The sequence below is a fragment of the Paenibacillus sp. FSL L8-0502 genome, from assembly GCF_038593055.1.
Taxonomy (GTDB): Bacteria; Bacillota; Bacilli; order Paenibacillales; family Paenibacillaceae; genus Paenibacillus; species Paenibacillus polymyxa_D.
The window spans coordinates 3684468-3708124 of record NZ_CP151958.1; the positions used below are offsets into that span (position 1 = coordinate 3684468).

Sequence of the window (23657 nt, forward strand, 5' to 3'; positions counted from 1 at the left end):
AGTAAATAGATATAATAAATTTGGAGGAATGGGCTTTGGACCAATCTTTAATCGTATTTGTTAGGGTCGCAGAGAAACAAAACTTCACACGAGCTGCCGAGGTATTACACATGACCCAACCTGCGGTAAGTCAGTATATTCAAATGCTGGAACGTAGCGTAGGAACCCGTCTCCTGGAGCGTAGTAATAAATATGTGCGCTTAACCAAAGCAGGTGAAATTGTGTATCATCATGCCCAGGAGATTATCCGACTCCATACACGTATGCAGTACTTGGTGGATGAGCTAATGCATACGGCAAAGGGTAACCTGTCTATTGGTGCAAGCTACACGTATGGCGAATATGTGCTGCCGCATGTGATTGCGCAAATGAGAATCCAGTATCCACTCATTCAGCCCTCCATTACCATCGGCAATACATTGGAAATTGAAAAGCTCGTGATCCATAATCAACTGGATGTGGGGATTATCGAAGGAGAATTTCAGCATGACCATCTACACATTGAATCATTTGCTGATGATCGAATGTATATCGTCGTTCCGCAAAATCATCGTTTGGCTGGTAAATCTCAAGTGGATATAAATGAGCTGCATGAGGACATCTGGATTCTGCGGGAAGAAGGCTCTGGAACCCGGGAGGCGGCTGAAAAGATGTTTGCACAGCTTCGATTTTATCCTTCTCATATGATGAATTTTGGCAGTACACAGATCATCAAAGAGTCTGTAGAAGCAGGCTTGGGGATTTCTTTGCTGTCCCAATGGGTCATTCAGAAGGAACTTGCTTTGGGAACATTAGAAGTATTGGATATTCTCAATCTCCCGTTCATTCGGAAATTTTCTTTTCTGACCCCTTCTGCAGTATTTGAGACGAAAGCATGCACCGCTTTTTTGGAGGTTTTGCGAAGTTATAATGTGAAAAGATAACGTGCATAAACAAAAAAGCACCCATAAAGGTGCTTTCAGCATTCATCATTATAATATTTTTTATGAAGAAAGATGATCCATACCATGATATAAGAAATGAGAAAAATCAGCGTAGCTTCCTTGGAACTGTTGCATATCATGAGCAGCAATACCTACAAAATTCCCTGTAAAACCACCGGATAAAAAGCTGATATCCTGCATTTCAAAAAGTCGCTTCCAAGCAGGTCTATCTCCGACTCCATAATAAAATTGCCCGTGGGATGCATGGACTTCCACAGCTAAATGTATAGGAAGATCGTCCTGAAGCGTAATCGCTTGGGGAACTAAAGTAAATGTATTGGCTTCACATCGCATCAAGCGTAGTACCTTCCCTTGTCCTTCCTCATAGCTAATATAGGCGTACAAATAATCTTCTTCATTAAGGTACAGTAGTAGCCCCGCCATCTGCAAATAGCTTGTTGGCTGGTACTCCAGTGCTGTTTCTACCCGGAAATGATGATCTGTTTGCCGAATGGCAAGCACGTGATGCTGGAACAGACTTTGTATGGATTCCCCAGCATGGATTCGAAGATAGCCCGGGCGCTGACTTAATGAACACCAGCTCTCGTTCGCTAGGATACGCAATGTGTTCCACGTTTTATCTAATAGGGCTCCCTCGAAAAAATCCTCGAAAATATTACTCTTTTGCTCTTGCTTAACCGAAATTGTCCCTTGAGGTGCAGGCACCTCCAATTGAGGCGTATGGCCCCCCGCGGTTAATCGCAGCCAGCCTTCATCATTCCAGTACACTTGCTGCAAGGCTGTTTCCCGTCCTAAAATGGCATATTTCCCCTCTACCGGACGTGTGCATAAATGAGCCATGTACCATTCGCCGTCCGGTGTTTGTACAAGACTGCCATGTCCTGCACATTGTAACGGGAAATCCTGTCGATCACGTGATGTAAGCATCGGGTTGTGCGGGTCTACTTCATATGGTCCGGTTATTTGCTTCGAGCGTGCTACGGTAACGGCATGCCCCGTACCCGTTCCGCCTTCCGCTGTAACAAGATAATAATATCCGTTTTGCTTGTAGATATGAGGCGCTTCTGTTTTCTTCAAAGGAGTACAATCAAAGATTTTAACAGGCTCCCCAATGAGCTGTTGTTGCTTGCTATCATACTCCTGCATGACGATACCGGAAGATTTATTGCTTTCCAACATGCGATAATCCCACAATGCGTTCAACAGCCATTTGCGTTCGTCATCATCATGAAATAAAGACGGATCAAATCCGCTACTATTCAGATAAACGGGTTCCGACCACGGTCCTTGGATCGTAGGCGCCGTCATCACAAAATTATGAACATCCTTGAACGGACGTTTGGTGCTTTTCACATCCGTATAGAGCAGATAAAAAAGGTTATCCGCATAACTAAGCTGTGGTGCCCAAATACTGCAATTTTTAGGATTACCTCTTAAGTCAACCTGATCGGTCAAAATATCTGTGCAGTGCTCCCAATGGGCCAAATCTTTGGACTGGTACACCCGTACTCCAGGCAGCCACTCAAACGATGACACCACAATATAGTAAGTATCCAGGGCTCGTGTAATACACGGATCGGGATTAAAGCCTTTTAATATGGGATTTTGGATCATCATGAGACCTCACTTCTCCTTACTTCCAAAATGTGACTTCAGCAAAAACCTGTTCCTTGCTCCATGCTTCTGTTCCCGCCTCAAAACAATCCGCCCACGGAACACGCTGCTTACGTAACGTAGCAACTTCATCGGGTCCGTTATATTCCTGATAACAGACGGTTTTCTCGTTCGCAACATTGTTCCAATTGTCCCAGCCACGTGGGTCAATATGATCGCCCATTTTACAATCGACAAATACGGTTTTGGCATATTCCCGCCACGGACGGCCCAAAAAAACCGGGGTAATATCAGGCTCTGCAGTTAGGTAGCATTGGTTGAATACATAGCCATACGCTTGTCCTTGCGGCGTAGAGGCGGCTGTGACGTAGCTCGTTTGGTTCTCATGATGGCGTAAACTGCGAATTTCGCAATCTTCAAAATAAGCGGTAGCCCCACCAAAAATAAAGTCCACCGTACCCTCTATATAACAATGCTGATAGAGCTGCCGATAGTGTCTATGGTGCTCCTTCAAATGGATTCCACCAAACTGGAGTCGTTCTTTCGGTGCAGGAGGTAGAGGGCCTGTAAATAAAGTATCCTGGTGCCCTTTAAAGGTACAGTTTCTAAAGACCGTTTCATCGCAATGAGCGTATACCGCAACGGCCTGCCCAATGGCTTCTCCCTGTCCTGCCGTGTTGGAAATCGTGAGATTTTCCAAGATCAGATGGCTACCGCCTAAAAATAAAGTGGGTGTCGCAAAGGTCCCTATTTCCTCACCCGCTTCATTCCGCTCCTTGGCATACCGATTCATTCGAATCTCTACCTGCCCGATGCCTATAATATGAAGATACGAACGGTAAATTCGCACCTCTTCCTCATAAATACCTGATAAAATAGTTAACGTTTCCATTTCATTGGAAGCCGACTGCTCCAATACAGCAATTGCCTCCTGAATCGTATGGAAATCACAAAAGGATTCTTTTCCAACTAGCATGATTACCCCGATCCTTTCATTTGATTTACAGGTGCTTGGCTAAAAATGTCTGCCACGCCGTGCGCATTTGCAGCGTCTCCATATGTCCACCGCCTGCAATCACAGGCTGCCAATGCTCTGGGTGACCTGCCTGCTGGTAAGCTTCCAGCAACCCTTTTGCCAAATGCTCGACTCCTTCAATAGGACACATCCGGTCATTTTGACCTGTTATACTCATCCGTGGACGAGGTACGATCCGCTTTTGAATATCAAGGGTGGTAAAATGCTTCAGCAAGCCGGGGACATAGGAATAAAAGCCATGATGGTCCAATCCCCGTTTAGCGATTAGCGTATGGGCATCTACCTGTCCACAAATATCAACCGTAACCTGTATCCGTTCATCTAACGCAGCCATCCACCATGCCATGAGTCCGCCCATCGACATACCGATTGTTGCGATACGGGAAGCATCAATGTCTTCACGCTGGCACATATAATCCACCAAGCGACGGTTATCATACAGCATCATGCCCCACAGCACTTGGCCCTGCCAGAGCATTTCCTTTACCAGCTCGCTTTCGGTTTTGCCCCCACGTTCATTGAAGCCCCACATGTCAATGCAGCATACGCAGTACCCCATGTCTGTCAGGGTTGTAGCAAACGAGGGCTGCTGCAAGTAAGAGCTGCTATGGAGCAGTTCCTTACGTCCATTCGTATAGTTGCCCCCATGCGAATGGTTAAAAACGACCATTGGAAACGGACCGTTCCCTTGCAAGGGTGTAGCTACATAAGCGGGTACAGATTCGATCCCGTTCAAGTCCAGCAGGAGACACTCCAGTCGGTACCCCTCACGCTCTTCTTCATTCAACAGAGTTGCCGTTATAGGGCGATCTGCCGGAAGGTCTCCCAACAATGCTTGTAATTTATCCACGTTGTACCTCCTTTCATGTCCTCCTAATTCATCCTATTTTGTTCAGAAGGTTGTATCGTTACTTGTTCTATCAGCTTTTCGGGCTGAGCTGTATTCTTCGAATGGCAACGATTGATTTCAACGTCTTCCCCATTCTCAATATAAAAGGCAGGACCTTGATGATTCTCAATCGTCACCTGTTGAAAACGAATATCCCTCACGTTACCTAGATAAAAACCACGGTTATTCATATCTTCGATCCCTGTCATCATGGCCGGACGACCGGGAATTGCATTTTTAGCCATAGAAATATCAATATTGGAGAATGTAATTTCAGCAATATATTGTTCTGCTAGTCCGTATAAGAATCCAGCAGCCGCATGAACCTGTCGTGCTGTAATATCGGAAAAATGAATTCGTCTAAAGCACGGGGTTTCATCGGTAATCGGATAGGGATTTTTGTCCCACACATATTTGTCTTTGCCCCGAGGGCCGCAGAAATAATACAGGTTCAGAATAAATGGACAAATGACCTCCTCCATCACAATGTTGCTGACGCGGATATCCTCGATGATTCCGCCACGTCCCCGTCTGGATTTCAGACGTATACCCCGATCTGTTTGCTTGAACACACAATTGCTGATCGTAACATTACGAATATCACCACTCATTTCGCTCCCCAGTACAACTGCGCCATGTCCATGCACCATCGTACAGTTGGTAATCGTAATATTTTCACATGGAATTCGCTCTTGTGTATCTTCGGTCCCTGCTTTGATCGCAATACAATCATCGCCCACATCTATATTGCAGTTGCTAATACGAACATTGGAACAGGATTCAGGATTAATGCCATCCGTATTGGGGGAGTCCGCCGGGTTAAGAATGGACAAATTATCAATCGTAACGTTATAGCAAGCGATGGGGTTCACAGTCCAACTGGGGGAATTTTTTAACATAACATCTTTAATGGTAACCCGCTGACAACGGTCAAAGCTGATTAATTTGGGTCTCGGATACTGTAACTCCTCTGGATGATTTCGGTGCTTTTCCCACCACGGCTGACCATTTCCATCCAGCGTTCCGCTACCTGTAACTGAAATATTCTCAAGATTCTGTCCATAAATGCATGACGCATGCACTTCCCGCTGAACGCCTTCCCATCTGGATTCCACTACAGGGTAATCAGCCAGATCCGTACTGAAGGACAGAATTGCGCCAGGACTTACATGTAGTTCAATGTTATTTTTCAGAAAGATAGCACCTGTCAGATACGTCCCAGACGGAACAACAACGGTTCCTCCTCCAGCATTGCTGGCCGCTTCAATGGCAGCCGCAATCGCTCCCGTAGCCAACGTCGTGCCATCCTGAACTGCTCCATATTCTACAATGTTATACAATTGCATTTCGTTCTCTCCTGTCTTTTTTTTGTGAATACGAAAATGATTTATAGACTGGGCTTGAAAATACACTGGAAAACGGAATAGGCGGAATGGTGCTGGACAAGTGTCAGCGATGGTAAGCACCTTCCGCCTGCGTAGTGGCAATTCATGTACACTCATGCTCAACCTATATCTTTATTTTTTCGTTTTCTTATACGCTTCCTCATACTCAGCAGTAATCCGTGATCCACCGGAGTTTTTCCAGTTTTCTACGGCTGCTTTAAATCCGGCTTCGTCAAGCTCACCCATAATAAATTTGAAGGAGGCGTCGGTAATGATTTTCTCCAGCTCTGTTCCTTGCTCATTAGCGGTGACTGAATCCAGTGGCACGGTCGGGTCCAGAACAGCAAATTCATTATTTTCTCGGACTAATTCATTAGCCAGTTCCTTTTCTGGATTGGCATCTTTTAAGTTATAAGTCACTTCACTTGGTCTGGAGCTTGAAAATGGCTGAACATCTGCTTGCCACAAATCTGTATTCGTAATTTTGAAGGCTCCATCTTTTTCGATTTTATAATGAGTGCCTTCAATACCACCGGTCATATACATATATACATCTTTGTCAATTAAATCATCTACAAATTGCAGCAGTCTCTTCAACTCAGCTTCTGTTTTTACTTCGGATTTCGGAAATGCCAGCAAACCTCCTACCCCGCTTCCCTCAGACCATACGTGGTATTTGCCATCTCCATTCGAAATCTTGTTAACTGGTACCAGCTTCAGCCCCTTTTGCAGGCCTTGGGACAAAGTTCTGAGGTTAGAGATATCGATCATGCCTGTATAAATACCTGCTTTACCTTGTGCAAATTGTTGCTGCTGGTCCGTTTTAGCGGTTACAGCAAAGTCTTTAGAGAGATATCCGTTTTTGTATAACTTATTCGAATACTTTAAGGTCTCCAAATATTGGGGAGTATCAAATTCCGGCGTAAACTTTCCGCTTTCATCTACTTTCCAGCCATTAGGTGTGCCAAAGTAGGAACTTAAAGTTTTGAAGCTGCTGTAGCGTAGATCCGATCTGTCAACAAATCCAGTCGTATCCTTTTTTCCATTCCCATCCGGATCATCTTCTGTAAACGCTCTCGCAACTTCATACAACTCATCCAGTGTCGTCGGCACCTTCAATCCTAAGCGATCCAGCCAATCCTGACGAATGACCAGACCTGCCCGAGCCAGATTCTTCTGGAACGGAACGCCATACAGTACCCCTTCAATGGATGCGGCTTCTCGCACTTCAGGCGGGATCTTCTTCAAATTTTCATAATCATCCAAATACTTTCCTACATCCCAGAATAGTCCTGATTTCAATGAACTACGCACTGAAGAGTTAGTCATCATCGTCAGCGTCACCATATCAGCCAGTTCACCAGAAGCCAGTGCGGTGGTAATTCTCTCTTCTTTGGAAGCATCCGGCACCCAGTTGAACGTGATTTTAGAATTGGTGTATTCTTCAATTTTGCTTTTGATCGTTTCTGTAGGCGGAGAAGCTGTATGCAATACGTTTAACCAGGTAAATTCCAGTTTGGATTTCGGATCATAGGTTTGGCCGCTTTGATCCTCTCCCCCCTTATCACCACAAGCTGCTAAAAAAACACTCATGACCATTAGTACAGCAAGAAGGCCTGATACTCCCTTTTTCGTCGTGATTCCCTTTTTCATCGTGTTTGCTCCTTTTCTGTTTGTATATTCATGCCATATCTTCCTCTTTCACCAGAACCTCTCGCTCTATTTTGCTGAATACCTGATGCGTCATCCACATCACGAGATAGCCCATAATACTTGCTCCGGCAAAAGTTAGAATTCCTGGGTACAAGCCTAGAATCAATGCAAATAGCACGACAATGGCTACAAAAAGAACAAGCGTGTATTGTAAATACGAAAATCCAATCACGATCGACATCTTGACCTTCAGTCTGATGCCTCTCCAATCATAGTGAGCCAGCAGCGGGAAAATATAGGCCAAAGAGATAAGATACAAAAAGGCTCCAATAAGCGTCACCACACGAACATACCAGGACGAGACGTTGACGATATCCACGTAGAGCACGTAACCCACAAGGCTGTAAAGCCCCCCAATGATGGCTGCTTCTTTAAAGCTTTCTCTAAAGTAACGTACAAACGTCGAGAAAATGGCGACTTCCTCATTGCCCCGAATCCACTGTCTTAAAATACTAAGCATAGCAACGGTTGCAGGCCCAACGCCTATAAAACCCAAGCCCAGAATCGTCGCAACCGTCCAAAGCAAGTTAAGGTAGACCAGGCGCAGCAGGCGCATGCACCATTTGTTCATGTTTTCTACAAACCGCACCATTTTGCATCCTTCCCGTCGTCATTAGTAAACGCCGTCTTCACCAAATTTCTTGGCCAGTCGATTGGAGCCCATAATCAGGATTAAACCTACCACACCTTTAAAAAGCCCTACCGTTGTACTAAAACTTAATTGTCCATTCTTTAAGCCCGCAGTATAAATGTAAGTGTCAAAGATTTCGGCAACTTCGCGGTTTAAGGAGTTCAATAGCAGATACATATGCTCAAAGCCCAAATCCAACGTGCTACCGATCTTCAAAATTAACAATGTAATAATGACTGGGCGGATCGCAGGCAAGGTAACGTGCCATGTCTTTCTCAGGCGTCCAGCTCCGTCCATCTCTGCTGCCTCATACAATTGCGTATCTACCACTGTAATCGCAGATAGATAAATGATGGTAGACCATCCCAGTTCCTTCCAAATCACTTGCCCGATGTAGACTGTTCGCAGCCATTGCGGAGAAGTTAAGAAACTGATCTTCTCACCACCTAGCGCGGCAATCATTTCATTCAGCACCCCACCGTCTACGGTTAGGAATACATAAGAAATCGAAACAATGATAACCCATGACATAAAGTGCGGGATGTAGATAATGGTTTGGATAATGTTCTTAAAGAACATCTTCCTGACTTCGTTCAGCATAAGCGCCAAAATGATGGGCAATGGAAAAAAGATTACAATGTTCAATGCAAACAAAACCAGCGTATTGCGAAGCAGCATAAAAAACGTAGGCTCGGTAAACAAACGAATAAAATGCTTCATGCCTACCCATGGACTGCCTGTGATTCCCTGAAAAGCTTGATAATCCTGAAATGCAATCACCAATCCCCCCATAGGAAAGTACTTAAAAATAATGAAGTATACCAGTCCGGGTAAAACCATTAGATAGAGCAGCTTGTGTTTCTGCATTCGTAAAAGGCTTTCCGTCGTTCTTTTGTTCTTTTTCATTTTCATGTTTGGTGCGGGGACACTTGAAACTTTCATTAGTTCGACCTCCTTCAAACGTTCCTGTATACGTTTTCAAGAGTATGCGATTTTCAGCATTCCGCATATAATCACCAAATGATAGCGTTTACAAAATTGGGTGTGCAGCCTACTTTTCAACCTTTCACCTTAGCTAATGATTACTACACAACCTAATGATCATTCGCCTTTTTCCAGGCTTAGGGAACACCTCAAGATTTGATTATATACGGAATTCTTTCCTCTTGATAAGGTTGCCATGTAAACGATTACGAGGAGGTCAACCACATTGACACAGCCATTACGAAAACAAAAATTACGAAAAAAAGAATCGCTGGGCAGCCGTATCTTCAACATTGTAAACAGTACACTATTGATTCTCATTGCCCTCACTTGTCTCTTACCTTTTTTGAATATCATCGCCAGCTCTTTTGCCTCAACCGAAGAAGTGATAGCCAAGAAGTTCATTTTATTCCCAGTTACTTTTTCCTTGGATGCCTACCGCTATATTCTGTCGACTCCCACCATTTTTAGAGGTCTCGGGGTTTCGGTCGGCGTAACGATCGTCGGTACAGTTGTAAGTATGATATTTACTGCTTTTATGGCTTATGGATTATCCCGAAGATATCTACTCGGCCGCAATACGATTAACTTCATTGTCGTGTTTTCTATGTTGTTTAGTGGGGGGATGATTCCAACATTCCTGGTTGTAAAAAGCATGGGGCTTATCAATTCGTATTGGTCCTTGATTCTTCCTGTCGCCATTAATGCGTTTAACCTGATTATCATGCGTAACTTCTTTCAGGCGCTGCCAGATGATCTGGAGGAATCAGCCAAGATGGACGGGTGCAACGATTTTGGTATCTTCTTTAAAATTATGTTGCCATTAGCCCTGCCTTCTATTGCAACCATCTCTCTATTCTACGCTGTTGCCTACTGGAATACGTATATGCACGCCATTCTCTATATCAATGATTCTGCCAAATGGCCGATTCAAGTCTTGCTACGTCAAATTGTAATCGTTTCCAGTGGTATGCAGGCAGAAGGAACTGCTGTAGATGTCATTCCGCCTGCGCAGACGATTAAGATGGCGGTCATTGTCATTGCGACCGTTCCGATGTTAATCGTGTATCCATTTGTGCAAAAGCACTTTGTCAAAGGAGCTTTGTTAGGAGCGGTTAAAGGTTAATTGGCTTGCTTCATCTTTCGGTAAGCTCCCGGTGTAACCTGTTCCTTTTTCCGAAAAGAGCGGATAAAGTTTTGCGAATTATGATATTGCAGTCGCTCGGCGATTTCCTTAATCGTCATATCTGTCTCAACGAGCCACTTCTTACCCATTTGCAGCCGGTAGCCCATCAGATATTCACTAAACGTCGTTCCGTATTCTTTTTTGAAAATACTGCTTAAATAATTCGGATTGTAATGAAGTCGGTCTCCAATGAGTTCTAATGATAATTCCTGGTCATATTCAGCACGGATAATAGCAGCAATTTTCTCCGAGAGACAGCGGAATTGCTGGTTGGTCTTCTCCTTCATGCTTTTTACCATGGGGAAAATAACTTGCTCTATCAGCATACGTTCTATCTCTTCCGGGTTACGGATGTCCAGCAAACGATGATACAAGGCATGATTGTCTTGCGTCAGCAGCACTTCAATCCCTAATAGTTGCTCTAATTGGATGAGGTTATTCACAAACCGTACCAACAGCACCTCAAAGTTCATGGAATGATTGTTTTTTACCATCATTTCCTCCAATAATGAGTGCACGGTATGATATACCTGCTCTTCGTCCCCTATTCGGATGGCATCAAATAGTTTTGATTCCAATTCCGTAGGATAATGGAGCAGCACCGGACCTGAAATGACCATGGAAATATCTTCATAAAAAATAATCGACTCTTTGCCTAAATTTAAACGGTGATGCAAAGCTTGCTTGCTCATCTCACAGGCTTCTTTACTTTCTAATAAGTTATCATACGCCGTACTAATGCCGATGCTGATGGAAACATTTAAATACTCTTTTACGTTTCGAACCAAAAGGGTCGCATCATCCAAGACTTGCTTTCTCATTTCCTGTTCGCTCAACCCTGTCAAAATTAATATGGTGGCCTGAGTGTTATCGTTCAAAATGATGGGAAGCATTCGCTGCTGCTCTGGAATCGTTTCTTCTACGATTTTGTTAATAGCCAGCAGCAAAACATCTTTATCCGAGGGCTCTCGATCTCCCAGATTATCCAGTTGGACTAACAAGGTAATATACATTTGATTCTCGATCTGCGGATAACCCAAGCGTGGCATTTTTCGTGCCAATTCCTCTGCAGAAATACGTTTGCGGAACAGGTTGAGAATCAATTGGGTTTCCAACTGTGGCATTTCGGACTGAATGAGACTTTCCAAGCTTTCCTTCTCGGTTACAATGTTATCGATGGAATTAATAATCCATTCAATTTCATTTTTAGAAGGTTCATTTTTGAAAGCGAAATTGGGATTTTTAGGCAAGCTTCGTTTTATTTGCTGAAATGGCTTTGTAAAGTAAATGGCAATGAAGTACGCCACTACCACCATTAAGAGCGTTAATACAAGTCCCATCATGATGATCCCAAATTTGGTCGTTTGAAAGGCATCCGCAATTTCTTTTTTATCTAATACTGTTAAATAAGTCCAATTGTTATAGGCAGATTTGGCGTAAATGACTTGTCGTGCAGGCTGCTGATCCGTTTTCTCCAAAGTTAGCATACCTGTGTTGCTCGGCTTCACTGTGGCTTCTGAAATATGCTGGAGCTGCTGGGTGGACAATAATTGTTCGGCAGGCTGGGTTTCATACATTAAATCGCCTTGATTATTCAAGATAAAAACAGCCATATGATCCTCGGTTTGAATCGTATGATTTAATGTTTGCAGCGAAATATCCGACAGAGCAATGGCTTGCTTCTTCTTAGAGAATACAGGCAAGGTATTAACAAAACGAATCCCTTTATCTGTTTTAACCCAGAATAGTCCCTGATTCTGATGGTCGATATAGGTATTAACCAGCTTCTCCCTTTCTGCTTTCGTCAAATAAGACAGGCTTCCATTGGAGATTCTCCAATTCTGATCCAGACTGATGAGTGAATATTCCGTTCCCTCTAATCCCATTGTAGCAATATAATTGAGTTGAGTATTCACATTCCGATACGCTATAAAATCTTTTTCTGTAATGGGATTTTTCACAACATCATTAAAGGAACTGGTCGTGCTATACGTATTAAAAGCATATTCAATCGTTTGAATTTTCTGCTCCAGGCTATTTCTGATCTGTGCCATATAGCTTTGCTTGGTATTGGAAACCCTCTCCACAACGGAGCTAATTGTTGTAAAATAGATGTAGCTGCCAAAACTGGCCACAAATCCTATTCCTAAAACCAGAATCGTAATAAAAATGGTGTAGAACATTCTTCCTTTTTTCATTGCGCTCCCCCTCTGGCTCTTTGCATCACATCAAAATTATAGCGCTTTCATAACAAGGTTTAAATCATTTTTTTCACGTGTGCATTATTTTTTACATCCGTATCATTCCAATTTAAGTCGATTTTGTTTGGTTGGCGGCAGTTAAAAAGAAATTTGGAGGAATTACTTATGTTACATGTTGTTAGTCCTAAAGAACCGATTGTAAAAGAAGAATTTCCGTCAGAAACTTCCTTTCTCTCCCTCTATCCCCTAGCAGTTGGTGAAGCTCGTCCTTTTATATTGGTATTACCTGGCGGTGGTTACGAGCATTTGGCCTCACATGAAGGAGAGCCTATAGCTCGGTGGTTAAACGATCTAGGTATTCATGCGGGTGTGCTGGAGTATCAAGTCGGTGATTTCGAGATTACTTCCTTGTTGGAGGATGTAGAACATGCTCTGCAATGGATTCGCCAAACATCGCATGACTGGCTGGTCATCCCTGACCAAGTGGGGCTCATCGGTTTTTCAGCAGGCGGTCACTTGGCCTCCATTGTCTCCACTATAGGGACGGTAAAGCCAGATCTTCTGTTGTTGGGATACCCTGTAATTTCATTTTATGAGCCTTATACACATATCGGAAGCCGTACGCATTTTTTAGGGGAACAGCCGACGCTGGAACAGCTTCAAGCCTTTTCATCCGATCGGCAAGTGACTTCAAAGACACCTCCAACTTTGATGTGGACTACAGCCAATGATGGCGCTGTACCGGTAGAAAATAGTCTGTTGTTCGCTTTTTCATTATCCAGGGAACGTATTCCGTTTGAACTGCATGTATTTGAGGAAGGACGACACGGCTTGGGACTGTCAGAGGACAACCATGAATGCCATCAATGGCTCAATCTGGCGGAAACTTGGCTTCAAAAACATGGATATGCTCGGGCGAGACAACAGATCACAACTCGACTGTTTATCGCCGGGGACTCCACTGCAGCTCAAAAAGGGGCTACCGAAAAACCGATGACAGGCTGGGGTGAACACTTGCAAAGCTATTTGGCACCGTCTGTTCATGTGGACAATCGTGCTGTCAATGGGCGAAGCACCAAATCTTTTATAGCAGAAGGCCGATTAGCTGATATTGAAAAAGATATTCTAGCTGGAGACTATCTGTTTATTCAATTTGGACACAACGATGAGAAAAAAGAAGACCCCACTCGCTATACCGATCCTGATGGAGATTATCGTCAAAACTTAATTCATTACATTCAGTCCGCTAGAGAGCGTGGTGGAATTCCAGTGCTATTGACCTCTGTAAGCCGCCGCCGATTCACCGCAAACGGTGAACCTGATCCGCTGGCTGTAGGAGCCTATCCCGCTGCCATGAGACAAGTAGCCGCGGAAACCAAAACACCCCTGCTCGATATTTTTGAAGCTTCTCAGCGGCTTTATCGTTCCATGGGTGAAAAAGAGTCCCAGCAGCTATTTATGTATTTGCCTGAAAAAACACATCCTAATTACCCCGCTGGTATAACGGATAATACCCATTTTTCTGACAAAGGAGCCAAACAGGTCGCCCAGCTTATAGCGGAAGCCATTCGTCAGTGTGCGGAACTGTCTGCATTAAAACAGCGTATGGTAGAAAGGAATCTAGACAACGATGAGAGACTTGCACACCAACTTGTCAACTGATATCAAGAACTAGAAAGATGCAAACACGAAAAACGGACTTGGGACTAATCAACTCTGACGTCCGTTTTTTAATTCGCTTTAGGTCAAAGATTGCCTAGCTATAGAGAATAGTTCAAAAGTATGATAAATCGAAAGAAAATTCTTCATTTATTATTATTTAATTTTTCAGTATTACATAGGTCTTTTGTATCATTTGAATGTCTTATATTGACAACATTTGTCGAATAAAGTGAAAATAACAATTTACATGGTATATTTTAGGAGCTTGTATAAATACATCAGGAGGTATTTTTATGAATACTAAGAAAATCTTATTAACAACAGCAATGTCTTTGGGGCTAATTGGTAGTATCATCGTCCCTAGTGCGTCCGCAGCAGTAGGTCCTTCGCCAGTAATTACGCCTGTTGTAGAAGTTAACGGAGTATATTACAGAACGGCTACATTGCCACGAAATTATTCCTATGCGCTGTCAAATTACCCGGGCGATACTTATAAAGTGGCGAGCGGAAATGTCACAGTCTCCTCTTCCGGCGTGGTAACAACCACCACTGCAACGAGCGCAAGAGTAGAAATTTACGGCGGTAACGGTAAATTGAGAATGGTGTATACCGTCAAGGTAAACTAAGGTTGGAATAAGCGTTCCTGGGAGTACGAAGTCAACGATCATTATCAAAATGGTGATTTGATAGCGAGTTTTTTAAGCACTGTCCGTTTATTGGGACAGTGCTTCTTTATGGGGCGAGTAGAACTCATACTGCTATTTTATCAGTAGAACTCTATATTAATTTTCATTGAACTCTATTTAACGGCCTCTTGAGAAGTTTTATTTAAATGATCCTCAAAACTGCTCGAACGTCCTCTTTTCTAAACTTTCGTGAGATCAATAAAGATACCCAAAAAAATCCAAGTCCCCCTCGCTCCAATCGATCTTTCCTACTTTTTTAATCATTATTCCATCAATTTCCTCAAAGCCTATTCCATTTGTAATCATTTTTTCATTATCAATTTTTAACCATTTAATTTTGTTCTTTACAGGCTTATATCCATTTCTTAAATACAAGTTCATATTATCTGCACATAAAAGTATAAAATCAATATTTCCTGTAACGGATAATTTTTCAATTTCTAAAAGCAGCGCTGAAGCTATTCCCTGTGATCGAACATTTTTTGAAACACACAAATCAATTAAACCCAGTACTCTTATGGATTCTCCGTTTAGATTCATTATCCTATAATCTAATCCAACATGACCTATAAGTTGATATTCATGGTTAAAAGCTAGAAATCTAAAATGAGGAAGTTGCTTGAAATAAATTCTATCCTTAGGGTAGATTTCTGAAAAACTGTCGATTAATAATGTTTGTATACTGGCTGCTAACTCTTCACTTATGTCATGTTCAAAAACTTGATCTATTTTCAAAATACCACTCCATCCTTGAACCCGCATTAGCACTAGCTTAATAAAGAGGCTTTGGCAAATTCAATTTAACATCATAAAAAAGCATCCTCGATGAACCAGCGGTGGAGTACGAGCCTTATCCGAAACAAGGTCTGTCTCAATGAATACCGTGGGCAGTTCAAAATTTCCTTTTCCCTCTAGGAAAAACAAAAAAACCCTTGCTACGCAAGGGTTTTTGAGGAAATGGGCCCTGAGGGACTCGAACCCCCGACCAATCGGTTATGAGCCGACCGCTCTAACCAACTGAGCTAAGGGCCCTCAAAAAAACATGTATATTCACGTCACATATTCATAACAGCAACGTTAATTAATATACAACATTTTCTTGTGTTTCGTCAATAGTCTTTCGAAAATTTTCTTTTTAAAAATTATTTTTGTGGACTTACGGAATAAATCGGACACCATAACGACCTTTGCGCGAGCGGTACACCTCCACTGCGCGGGGATCATTGTAGCCATACATCCAGCCGTCGTGCTCCAACCTTTTTGCCAGACATCCTGCCTGAAATTTAGTCGTGTACAGTCTGCCATAGTAAATCCAATACATCCGAGCTCCCTCTTTTCACATGATGGTAGGAGTTAGTGTAACCGGATCGAATTCGATTTACACGGCCTGGGCCATAACAATCTACAATGGTTAGCAAAGAGTACGAATCGCTCTAATCATTAGACCTATTGGCCTCTATAGCTCATCTTATTTACCAAAGGAAGCGGGGTCCTGGCGCCAGGAACGCAGCAGTTCCATCTCTTCTTCCTGAATGGTTCCTTCACGCAAGGCAACGTTCATCAGGGCTGTATAATTGGACAAGCTTTGCAGCTCCACACCCGCTTCTTCAAAGGCTTGAGTCGCTTTGTCTAGCTGGTAGCTGAAAATGGCCAGTACCGCTAATGGCTGAGCGCCTGCTTGTGCTACGGCCTGTGCTGCTTTAATGGAGCTGCCTCCTGTAGAAATAAGATCCTCGATAACCATAACCTTCTGACCTGCACTAATACGGCCTTCGATTTGGTTTTCTTTCCCATGTCCTTTGGCTTTGTCCCTTACATAGGCCATTGGCAGATTTAGCTTTTGCGCCACCCAGGCTGCATGAGGAATCCCTGCTGTAGCTGTCCCTGCAATGACTTCAGTTTCGGGGTATTGCTCACGAATAAGGGCAGCAAATGAGTCTGCGATCAGCTCGCGCACCTCCGGGTAGGACATGGTCAGGCGATTGTCACAGTAAATTGGCGATTTAATGCCGGATGTCCATGTAAAAGGCTGTTGTGGGCGCAATGCCACCGCCTGAATACGTAACAGATGGGATGCAATTTGCTCAGGTATACTATTGAATGTGGTCATACTTGTATCATCTCCTCAATAATGTGTTCCGCTGCGGCGCGTGGGTCTGCTGCTGCGGTGATAGGACGTCCAACGACAATGTAGCTGCTGCCTTGTGCAATGGCTTGGCCAGGTGTAAGCACACGCGACTGATCGCCTGTAGCACTACCTGCCGGGCGTATGCCAGGAGTTATCGTCTTAAAGTCTGATCCACATACAGCACGAATGGCAGGCACTTCCAAAGGTGAAGCTACCACACCATCCAGTCCCGCCTCACGGGTCAGTTGTGCGTAACGAACCACTGCATCCTGTACCGTACCAGGAATACCTAATTCCTTATTCATGGTCGTCTGATCCGTGCTGGTCAGCTGTGTGACTGCAATAATGAGCGGCATGGAAAGCGAGCTGTCTGCGGAAATAGCTGCTTCTGCACCAGCTTTAGCGGCTGACATCATATTAACGCCCCCAGCAGCATGTACGTTGAACATATCTACACCTAAGCGGGTAATGCTCTCTGCCCCTCCCCGCACCGTGTTAGGGATATCATGCATTTTCAAATCCAGAAATACGGAGTATCCTCTGGACTTTAGTTGTTCTACAAAAGCTGGCCCTGCACTATAAAACAGTTGCATACCTACTTTTATATAACAAGGAATCCCTTCTAGCTGCCGAATTAACTGCTCAGCCTGTTGTGCATTGGGATAATCTAACGCAACCATCAGCCGTCCTGCCATCTGCTGAAATGCTCCATTCACCGTTCTCCATCCCCTTTTTACGTCAATTCGGGTGCATTTGCCCGTGATAAAGGACATCCGTCAGCCGAAGCTGATGAATGTCCTTCCCTGTGCTACTTATTTCCTCACATCTATTCGTAACGCATTATTTGCTCAGGACCGGCATGGATTCGGATGTGAAATTGATCGTTTCCAGCATTCTTAGCAAAGCGCGTACTGTATCCAGTGAGGTCATGCAGACAATGCCATTCTCAACTGCTTCGCGGCGGATACGGAATCCATCACGCTCTGGCGTTTTGCCTTTGGTCAACGTATTGAAGACAAAGTTGGCTTCACCCGTGCGAATCATATCCAGGATGTTCGGATTACCTTCGCTCAGTTTGTTGATCGTGTTCACTGGAATATTGGCCTGCTTCATAGCAGCCGCCGTTCCACCTGTTGCAATAATTTTATAGCCCAGTCTGTAAAAGCCCTGCATCAACTCGACAGCTTCTTCTTTGTCCTTATCTGCCACTGTAATGATGATCGCCCCAGTGGATGGAATTTTCATACCAGCTCCCACAAGTCCTTTGTACAGTGCTTTGGCATACTGAATATCGCGTCCCATAACTTCACCTGTCGATTTCATTTCCGGGCCCAGCGTCGGCTCTACACGACGCAGTTTGGCAAAGGAGAATACCGGAACCTTAACCGAGACATAATTACTTTCAGGCCATAGACCTTCTGAATAACCTGCATCTTTAAGCTTACCGCCCAAAATAGCCTGTGTAGCCAGATTCGCCATTGGGATATTTGTTACTTTACTCAAGAAAGGAACTGTCCGCGAGGAGCGAGGATTAACCTCGATCACGTACACCTCGTCTTGATGAATAACAAACTGGATATTTACCAGACCGATCGTTTTCAATTCCTTAGCGATGCTGATTGTAATTTCCACAATTTTTTGTTTCAACTCGGCAGACAAGTGCTGTGGTGGATACACCGCGATAGAATCACCTGAGTGAACCCCGGCCCGTTCTACATGCTCCATAATGCCTGGTACCAATACTGTCTCGCCGTCGCAGATGGCGTCAACCTCAACTTCTTTACCCAACATATAACGGTCGATGAGCACCGGGTGCTCTGGATTGATTTTAACCGCTTCTTCCATGTACCGCAGCAATTCCGTATCTGAGTACACGATTTCCATAGCGCGTCCGCCCAGAACGTAGGATGGACGTACCAGAACCGGATAGCCCAGCGCCTGTGCGGTTCCTACTGCTTCATCAACTGATGTGACCGTGTTGCCTTTAGGCTGTGCGATAGCCAGACGAGACAAAAGTTGCTCAAACTTCTTCCGGTCTTCCGCTTCATCGATACTTTCCAGACTCGTACCCAAAATATTCACGCCTGCCGCACTCAGTGGAGCTGCGAGATTAATGGCCGTTTGACCCCCGAACTGGACGATAACCCCAATCGGTTTTTCCTGCTCGATAACATTCATTACATCTTCGAAGAAGAGCGGTTCAAAGTAGAGGCGGTCGGATGTGTTAAAGTCCGTAGATACCGTCTCCGGGTTGTTATTGATAATCACTGCTTCGTAGCCCGCTTTTTGAATAGCCCATACCGCATGTACGGTGGAGTAATCAAATTCAATCCCTTGCCCGATCCGAATCGGTCCGGAACCGAGTACGATAACTTTCTCTTTGCTAGATGGAATCACTTCATTTTCCACCTCGTAAGAGGAGTAGTAGTACGGAGTTGTGGCTTCAAACTCGGCTGCGCACGTATCTACCATTTTGTAGACCGGACGCAGGTTTTGAGCTAGACGGAATTCACGTACCTCACGCTCGGTTGTCATACTGTCGTTTTGGCCCATACTGCGAATCTCGGCGATAGAGCGGTCGGTAAAGCCTTTACGTTTGGCCTGATAGAGTGTTTCGTAGGTCAGCTCAGATTCTCCAGCGATAATGGCTTCGAACTTGATGATTCCCTCTACCTTATCGAGGAACCACCAGTCAATTTTTGTCAAATCTTGAATCTCCTGCTGCTGCCAGCCGCGACGGAACGCCTCAGCTACCAAGAACAACCGCTCATCATCTGCTTTAATCAGACGATCCTTGAGCACGTCATCAGACAGCTGATCGGCTCCCTTAAGATGCAGACGGTGTACACCGATTTCCAAAGACCGTACCGCTTTCTGGATGGACTCTTCGAATGTGCGTCCGATGGCCATGACTTCACCCGTTGCTTTCATTTGCGTGCCCAGCTTGCGGTTGGCAGAAATGAATTTGTCAAATGGCCAGCGTGGTATTTTGCTTACGATGTAATCCAATGTTGGCTCAAAGCAAGCATACGTCTGTCCCGTTACCGGATTCACAATTTCATCCAACGTGTAACCCAGTGCAATTTTGGCAGCCATTTTAGCAATCGGATATCCGGTTGCCTTGGAAGCGAGCGCCGAGGAGCGGCTTACGCGCGGGTTTACTTCAATGACATAGTATTGATAGCTGTGCGGATCAAGCGCAAACTGTACATTACAACCGCCTTCGATATTGAGGGCGCGGATAATTTTCAGAGAAGCAGAGCGCAGCATCTGGTATTCGCGATCTGACAGCGTCTGACTCGGAGCTACGACGATACTGTCGCCAGTATGCACGCCGACTGGATCAAAGTTCTCCATATTACAGACAACGATGCAGTTATCATTGCCATCACGCATGACCTCATACTCGACTTCCTTCATGCCTGCAATACTTTTTTCCACCAAACATTGTCCGATTGGACTGTATCTCAAGCCAGAGCTGACGGTTTCACGCAGTTCTTCTTCTGTGGAGCAGATACCACCGCCTGTTCCCCCTAGCGTATAAGCCGGGCGAACGATAATTGGATAACCGATTTCGTTAGCAAATTCTAAAGATTCTTCCAAGGTTGTTACAATGACACTCTCTGGTACAGGTTGTTCCAACTCGCGCATCAAATCACGGAACAGATCACGATCTTCGGCTTTTTCTATCGAATTCAGTTGAGTTCCCAGCAACTTGACGTTTTCACGCTCCAGCACTCCGGCGCGAGCCAGTTCCACTGCCATATTCAGACCTGTCTGTCCTCCCAGCGTAGGAAGCAGACCATCTGGACGCTCTTGACGGATAATCTGTGTTACAAAATCAAGTGTAATCGGCTCGATGTATACTTTGTCTGCCATGTTGGTGTCTGTCATGATGGTTGCCGGATTACTGTTGATCAGTACTACCTCGACGCCTTCTTCTTTGAGCGCTTGACAAGCTTGTGTACCAGCATAATCAAATTCTGCTGCCTGACCAATGACGATAGGACCGGAACCGATCACGAGTATTTTTTTAAGTTCTGTATTTTTCGGCATATTAGCGCTCTCCTCTCACTGCGGCGGCGATAGCAGCCTGACGCGGTTGCTTTGGATAATTTCTTTTGTGCTCACGGATCATGTCCAGAAAGCGGTCAAACAGGTAACCATTATCGTAAGGTCCTGGTGCAGCCTCTGGATGATATTGCACCGAAAACGCGGGATACTTGGTATGTTTAAGACCTTCAATCGTTTTATCGTTGTTATTAATATGCGTCACTTCAAGCTCAGTACCTTGGATCGAATCCTCATTTACCGTGTAGCCGTGATTTTGTGATGTGATAAAGCAGCGTCCGCTCTCCAGTTCTTTCACCGGATGGTTACCACCGCGATGTCCGAATTTCAGCTTTTCCGTATCCGCTCCCGAAGCTAAAGCGAACAACTGGTGTCCCAAGCAAATTCCGAAAATCGGATATTCCCCTAACAGTTCTGCTACCGTACTAACGGCATGGGGTACGTCTTTTGGATCTCCAGGGCCGTTAGACAGCTGAATACCGTCCGGGTCCAAGCGACGAATTTCCTCAGCCGTCGTATCATGTGGAACGACAACTACATCGCAGTCCCGTTTATTCAGTTCGCGCAAAATGCCGCTTTTTGCACCGTAGTCAATCAATACGATCCGCTCTCCGTTGCCAGGACTGCTGTACGGATGAGGTGTAGAAGTCATAGGAACCTGATTGCGCAGTTCTTCAATGGTCAAGTCAGACATCATTTCTTTCAGTTCTTCCAGCGGCTGGGAACCAGTCGTCAAAATGCCCTTCATCGTGCCGTGATGGCGAATAATCCGGGTAAGCATGCGGGTGTCGATGTCGCTAATGCCAATGATGCCATATTCCTTCAGCAAATCGCCCACGCTGTATTGAGCACGCCAGTTACTTGGCGCTGGCTCGTAATGTCTAACAGCAAAGCCATGGACATAAGGCCGTACCGATTCAAAGTCATCACGAGTAATTCCATAGTTGCCAATCAGCGGGTAAGTCATCGTTACGATTTGTCCGCAGTAAGAGGGATCAGTAAGCACCTCTTGATAGCCTGTAATCCCTGTGTTGAAAACGACCTCACCTGTTTTATCACCTTCCGCACCAAATGATGTGCCTGTAAACAGCGTGCCGTCCTGAAGTAACAATCTTGCCTGCATCCCGTCTCACTCCTCTATATTGTTTCCTGCTATAAGGTTCTATTTTTTTAGTGGTTTCTATTTATTTTGCTTCGTCAGCAGACCATACCAGTTTGCCATCTACCCAAGTTTTCACAGGCCAGCCTTTGAGCTTCCAGCCTGTAAAAGGAGTGTTGCGTCCTTTGCTGGCAAACGTTTGCGGATCAACTGCCTGCTCCTGCTCCAGATCAATCATGGTCAGGTCAGCTGGAGCCCCTTCTTCCAGGCGTCCCGTATCAAGGCGGAAGACACGCGCTGGATCAGCAGTCATACGACGCACCAGAAAGTCCAGCGTCCACTGTCCGGTAGCTACGAATTTCGTGTACAACAGCGGGAAGGCCGTCTCAAATCCAACGATCCCGAATGGCGCCAGCTCCATCCCCCTTGCCTTCTCTTCCTCACTGTGCGCTGCATGGTCGGTTACGACGATGTCAATCGTACCGTCTTCCAGTCCCTCGATGCATGCCTGCACATCACGCGGGGAGCGTAGCGGAGGATTCATTTTCCAGTTCGCATCCAGCCCAGGGATATCCTCATCTGACAATACCAAGTGGTGCGGGCATACCTCAGCCGTTACCTTGATGCCAAAAGATTTCGCATGGCGGATTAACCGCACTGACTGCTCCGTGCTGACATGGCATACATGATAGTGTGCCCCGGTTGCCTCGGATAGTAAAATGTCCCGTCCGACGTGAATCGCTTCAGATTCGTTCGGAATGCCTTTAAGCCCGTGGCGCTTGGCAAATTCGCCGTCCGTCACTGCCGCTCCTTCAACAAGTGTGTTATCCTCACAGTGTGCAATAACCGGCATATCCAGTGCTTTGGCCCGCGTCATGGCGTCCTTCATCATTTGCGCGCTTTGCACCCCGACACCATCGTCAGTAAAGCCGATGGCACCTGCTGCTTTGAGCGCTTCAAAATCTGTCAGCTCACGACCCAGTTCGTTTTTCGTGATGGCTGCGTAAGGAAGAACCTTGGCTAGCCCCGCTTCCTGTCCCTTTTTCAATACCAGCTGAACTGTGTCCACATTGTCCGTCACTGGACGTGTATTTGGCATGCAGGCAATCGTCGTAAATCCGCCTTTAACCGCCGCGCGGCTACCCGTTTCAATCGTTTCTTTATATTCAAAGCCGGGTTCTCTCAGATGCACATGCATGTCGATTAAACCGGGGATGACCAGCTTCCCCTGGGCGTCAACTTTCTCGACTTCGCGCTCCTGCCCAGATGCGCCTTCTTCCATAAGTAGGCTGATTCCAGCATCCGCACTTGCGATAGCCAAAATCTTTCCGTCGGCGATTAGGATGGATTTCAATTCAGCCTCGCCCTGCTCGTTCAATACGCTTGCATTCATAATTAATTGTTTCATCTGAAATATTCCTCCGCTCA

Annotated in this window: 19 protein-coding genes and 1 tRNA gene; 4 read left to right on the forward strand and 16 right to left on the reverse strand. The window is 45.0% G+C overall.

Annotation, left to right across the window (positions count from 1 at the left end):
* Positions 1–35: 35 nt before the first annotated feature.
* On the forward strand, positions 36–923 hold the full coding sequence (locus tag NSQ57_RS15940) for a LysR family transcriptional regulator (protein ID WP_029517721.1): 888 nt from the start codon (positions 36–38) through the stop codon (positions 921–923).
* A gap of 60 nt (positions 924–983) precedes the next feature.
* Here NSQ57_RS15940 and NSQ57_RS15945 read toward each other — a convergent pair whose 3' ends face one another.
* The 7 genes from NSQ57_RS15945 to NSQ57_RS15975 all read right to left on the reverse strand — a co-directional run bounded on the left by NSQ57_RS15945 (position 984) and on the right by NSQ57_RS15975 (position 9154).
* On the reverse strand, positions 984–2561 hold the full coding sequence (locus NSQ57_RS15945; RefSeq protein WP_340932632.1) for a glycoside hydrolase family 43 protein: 1578 nt from the start codon (positions 2559–2561) through the stop codon (positions 984–986).
* Positions 2562–2577: 16 nt separating this feature from the next.
* Entirely contained in the window at positions 2578–3534 is a 957-nt protein-coding gene (locus NSQ57_RS15950; protein WP_029517723.1) for a pectinesterase family protein, read from the reverse strand.
* Positions 3535–3559: 25 nt separating this feature from the next.
* Positions 3560–4444: a prolyl oligopeptidase family serine peptidase gene (locus NSQ57_RS15955; protein ID WP_029517724.1), complete on the reverse strand. Its 885-nt coding sequence runs from the start codon at positions 4442–4444 to the stop codon at positions 3560–3562.
* 23 nt (positions 4445–4467) lie between these two features.
* Entirely contained in the window at positions 4468–5829 is a 1362-nt protein-coding gene (locus tag NSQ57_RS15960; protein WP_318627874.1) for a glycoside hydrolase family 28 protein, read from the reverse strand.
* A 171-nt stretch (positions 5830–6000) separates the two neighbouring features.
* Positions 6001–7521 carry an extracellular solute-binding protein gene (locus NSQ57_RS15965; protein ID WP_029517726.1) on the reverse strand — a complete coding sequence of 507 codons (1521 nt, stop codon included), beginning with the start codon at positions 7519–7521 and terminating at the stop codon, positions 6001–6003.
* Between the two features lie 28 nt (positions 7522–7549).
* The gene (locus NSQ57_RS15970) at positions 7550–8173 is read right to left on the reverse strand and encodes a DUF624 domain-containing protein (RefSeq protein ID WP_029517727.1); all 624 of its coding nucleotides are present in this window, start codon (positions 8171–8173) and stop codon (positions 7550–7552) included.
* A 21-nt stretch (positions 8174–8194) separates the two neighbouring features.
* Positions 8195–9154, reverse strand: coding sequence for a sugar ABC transporter permease (locus tag NSQ57_RS15975; RefSeq protein ID WP_023989418.1), 960 nt, complete (start codon positions 9152–9154; stop codon positions 8195–8197).
* A 268-nt stretch (positions 9155–9422) separates the two neighbouring features.
* Here NSQ57_RS15975 and NSQ57_RS15980 point away from each other — a divergent pair, with 268 nt between their 5' ends.
* Positions 9423–10322, forward strand: a complete 900-nt coding sequence (locus NSQ57_RS15980; protein WP_013311057.1) for a carbohydrate ABC transporter permease — start codon at positions 9423–9425, stop codon at positions 10320–10322.
* On the opposite strand, the gene NSQ57_RS15985 is transcribed toward NSQ57_RS15980, so the two are convergent.
* Positions 10319–12580: a helix-turn-helix domain-containing protein gene (locus NSQ57_RS15985; protein WP_069010294.1), complete on the reverse strand. Its 2262-nt coding sequence runs from the start codon at positions 12578–12580 to the stop codon at positions 10319–10321. The genes NSQ57_RS15980 and NSQ57_RS15985 overlap by 4 nt on opposite strands.
* 168 nt (positions 12581–12748) lie before the next feature.
* On the opposite strand from NSQ57_RS15985, the gene NSQ57_RS15990 reads away from it, so the two are divergent.
* A complete protein-coding gene (locus NSQ57_RS15990; protein WP_342425018.1) occupies positions 12749–14245 on the forward strand; it encodes a GDSL-type esterase/lipase family protein in 1497 nt (498 codons plus the stop codon).
* Between the two features lie 293 nt (positions 14246–14538).
* On the forward strand, positions 14539–14871 hold the full coding sequence (locus NSQ57_RS15995; RefSeq protein WP_069010293.1) for a hypothetical protein: 333 nt from the start codon (positions 14539–14541) through the stop codon (positions 14869–14871).
* A 255-nt stretch (positions 14872–15126) separates the two neighbouring features.
* Here NSQ57_RS15995 and NSQ57_RS16000 read toward each other — a convergent pair whose 3' ends face one another.
* From NSQ57_RS16000 to NSQ57_RS16035, 8 genes are all read right to left on the reverse strand, one after another.
* Entirely contained in the window at positions 15127–15666 is a 540-nt protein-coding gene (locus NSQ57_RS16000; RefSeq protein WP_342425019.1) for a GNAT family N-acetyltransferase, read from the reverse strand.
* Positions 15667–15889: 223 nt separating this feature from the next.
* Positions 15890–15963 (reverse strand) — tRNA-Ile (locus NSQ57_RS16005).
* A 124-nt stretch (positions 15964–16087) separates the two neighbouring features.
* Positions 16088–16252, reverse strand: a complete 165-nt coding sequence (locus NSQ57_RS16010; RefSeq protein ID WP_014282411.1) for a hypothetical protein — start codon at positions 16250–16252, stop codon at positions 16088–16090.
* 147 nt (positions 16253–16399) lie between these two features.
* Positions 16400–17041 carry an orotate phosphoribosyltransferase gene (pyrE, locus tag NSQ57_RS16015; protein WP_013311063.1) on the reverse strand — a complete coding sequence of 214 codons (642 nt, stop codon included), beginning with the start codon at positions 17039–17041 and terminating at the stop codon, positions 16400–16402.
* Positions 17038–17832, reverse strand: coding sequence for an orotidine-5'-phosphate decarboxylase (gene pyrF, locus NSQ57_RS16020; RefSeq protein WP_080658631.1), 795 nt, complete (start codon positions 17830–17832; stop codon positions 17038–17040). The genes pyrE and pyrF overlap by 4 nt, the downstream gene beginning before the upstream one ends.
* A 67-nt stretch (positions 17833–17899) precedes the next feature.
* Positions 17900–21115 (reverse strand): carbamoyl-phosphate synthase large subunit, encoded by a 3216-nt coding sequence (gene carB, locus NSQ57_RS16025; protein ID WP_340932641.1) that lies wholly within the window; start codon positions 21113–21115, stop codon positions 17900–17902.
* A gap of 1 nt (position 21116) precedes the next feature.
* Entirely contained in the window at positions 21117–22253 is a 1137-nt protein-coding gene (carA, locus tag NSQ57_RS16030) for a glutamine-hydrolyzing carbamoyl-phosphate synthase small subunit (RefSeq protein WP_029517734.1), read from the reverse strand.
* Between the two features lie 61 nt (positions 22254–22314).
* Positions 22315–23637 carry a dihydroorotase gene (locus NSQ57_RS16035; RefSeq protein ID WP_029517735.1) on the reverse strand — a complete coding sequence of 441 codons (1323 nt, stop codon included), beginning with the start codon at positions 23635–23637 and terminating at the stop codon, positions 22315–22317.
* Between the last annotated feature and the right edge of the window lie 20 nt (positions 23638–23657).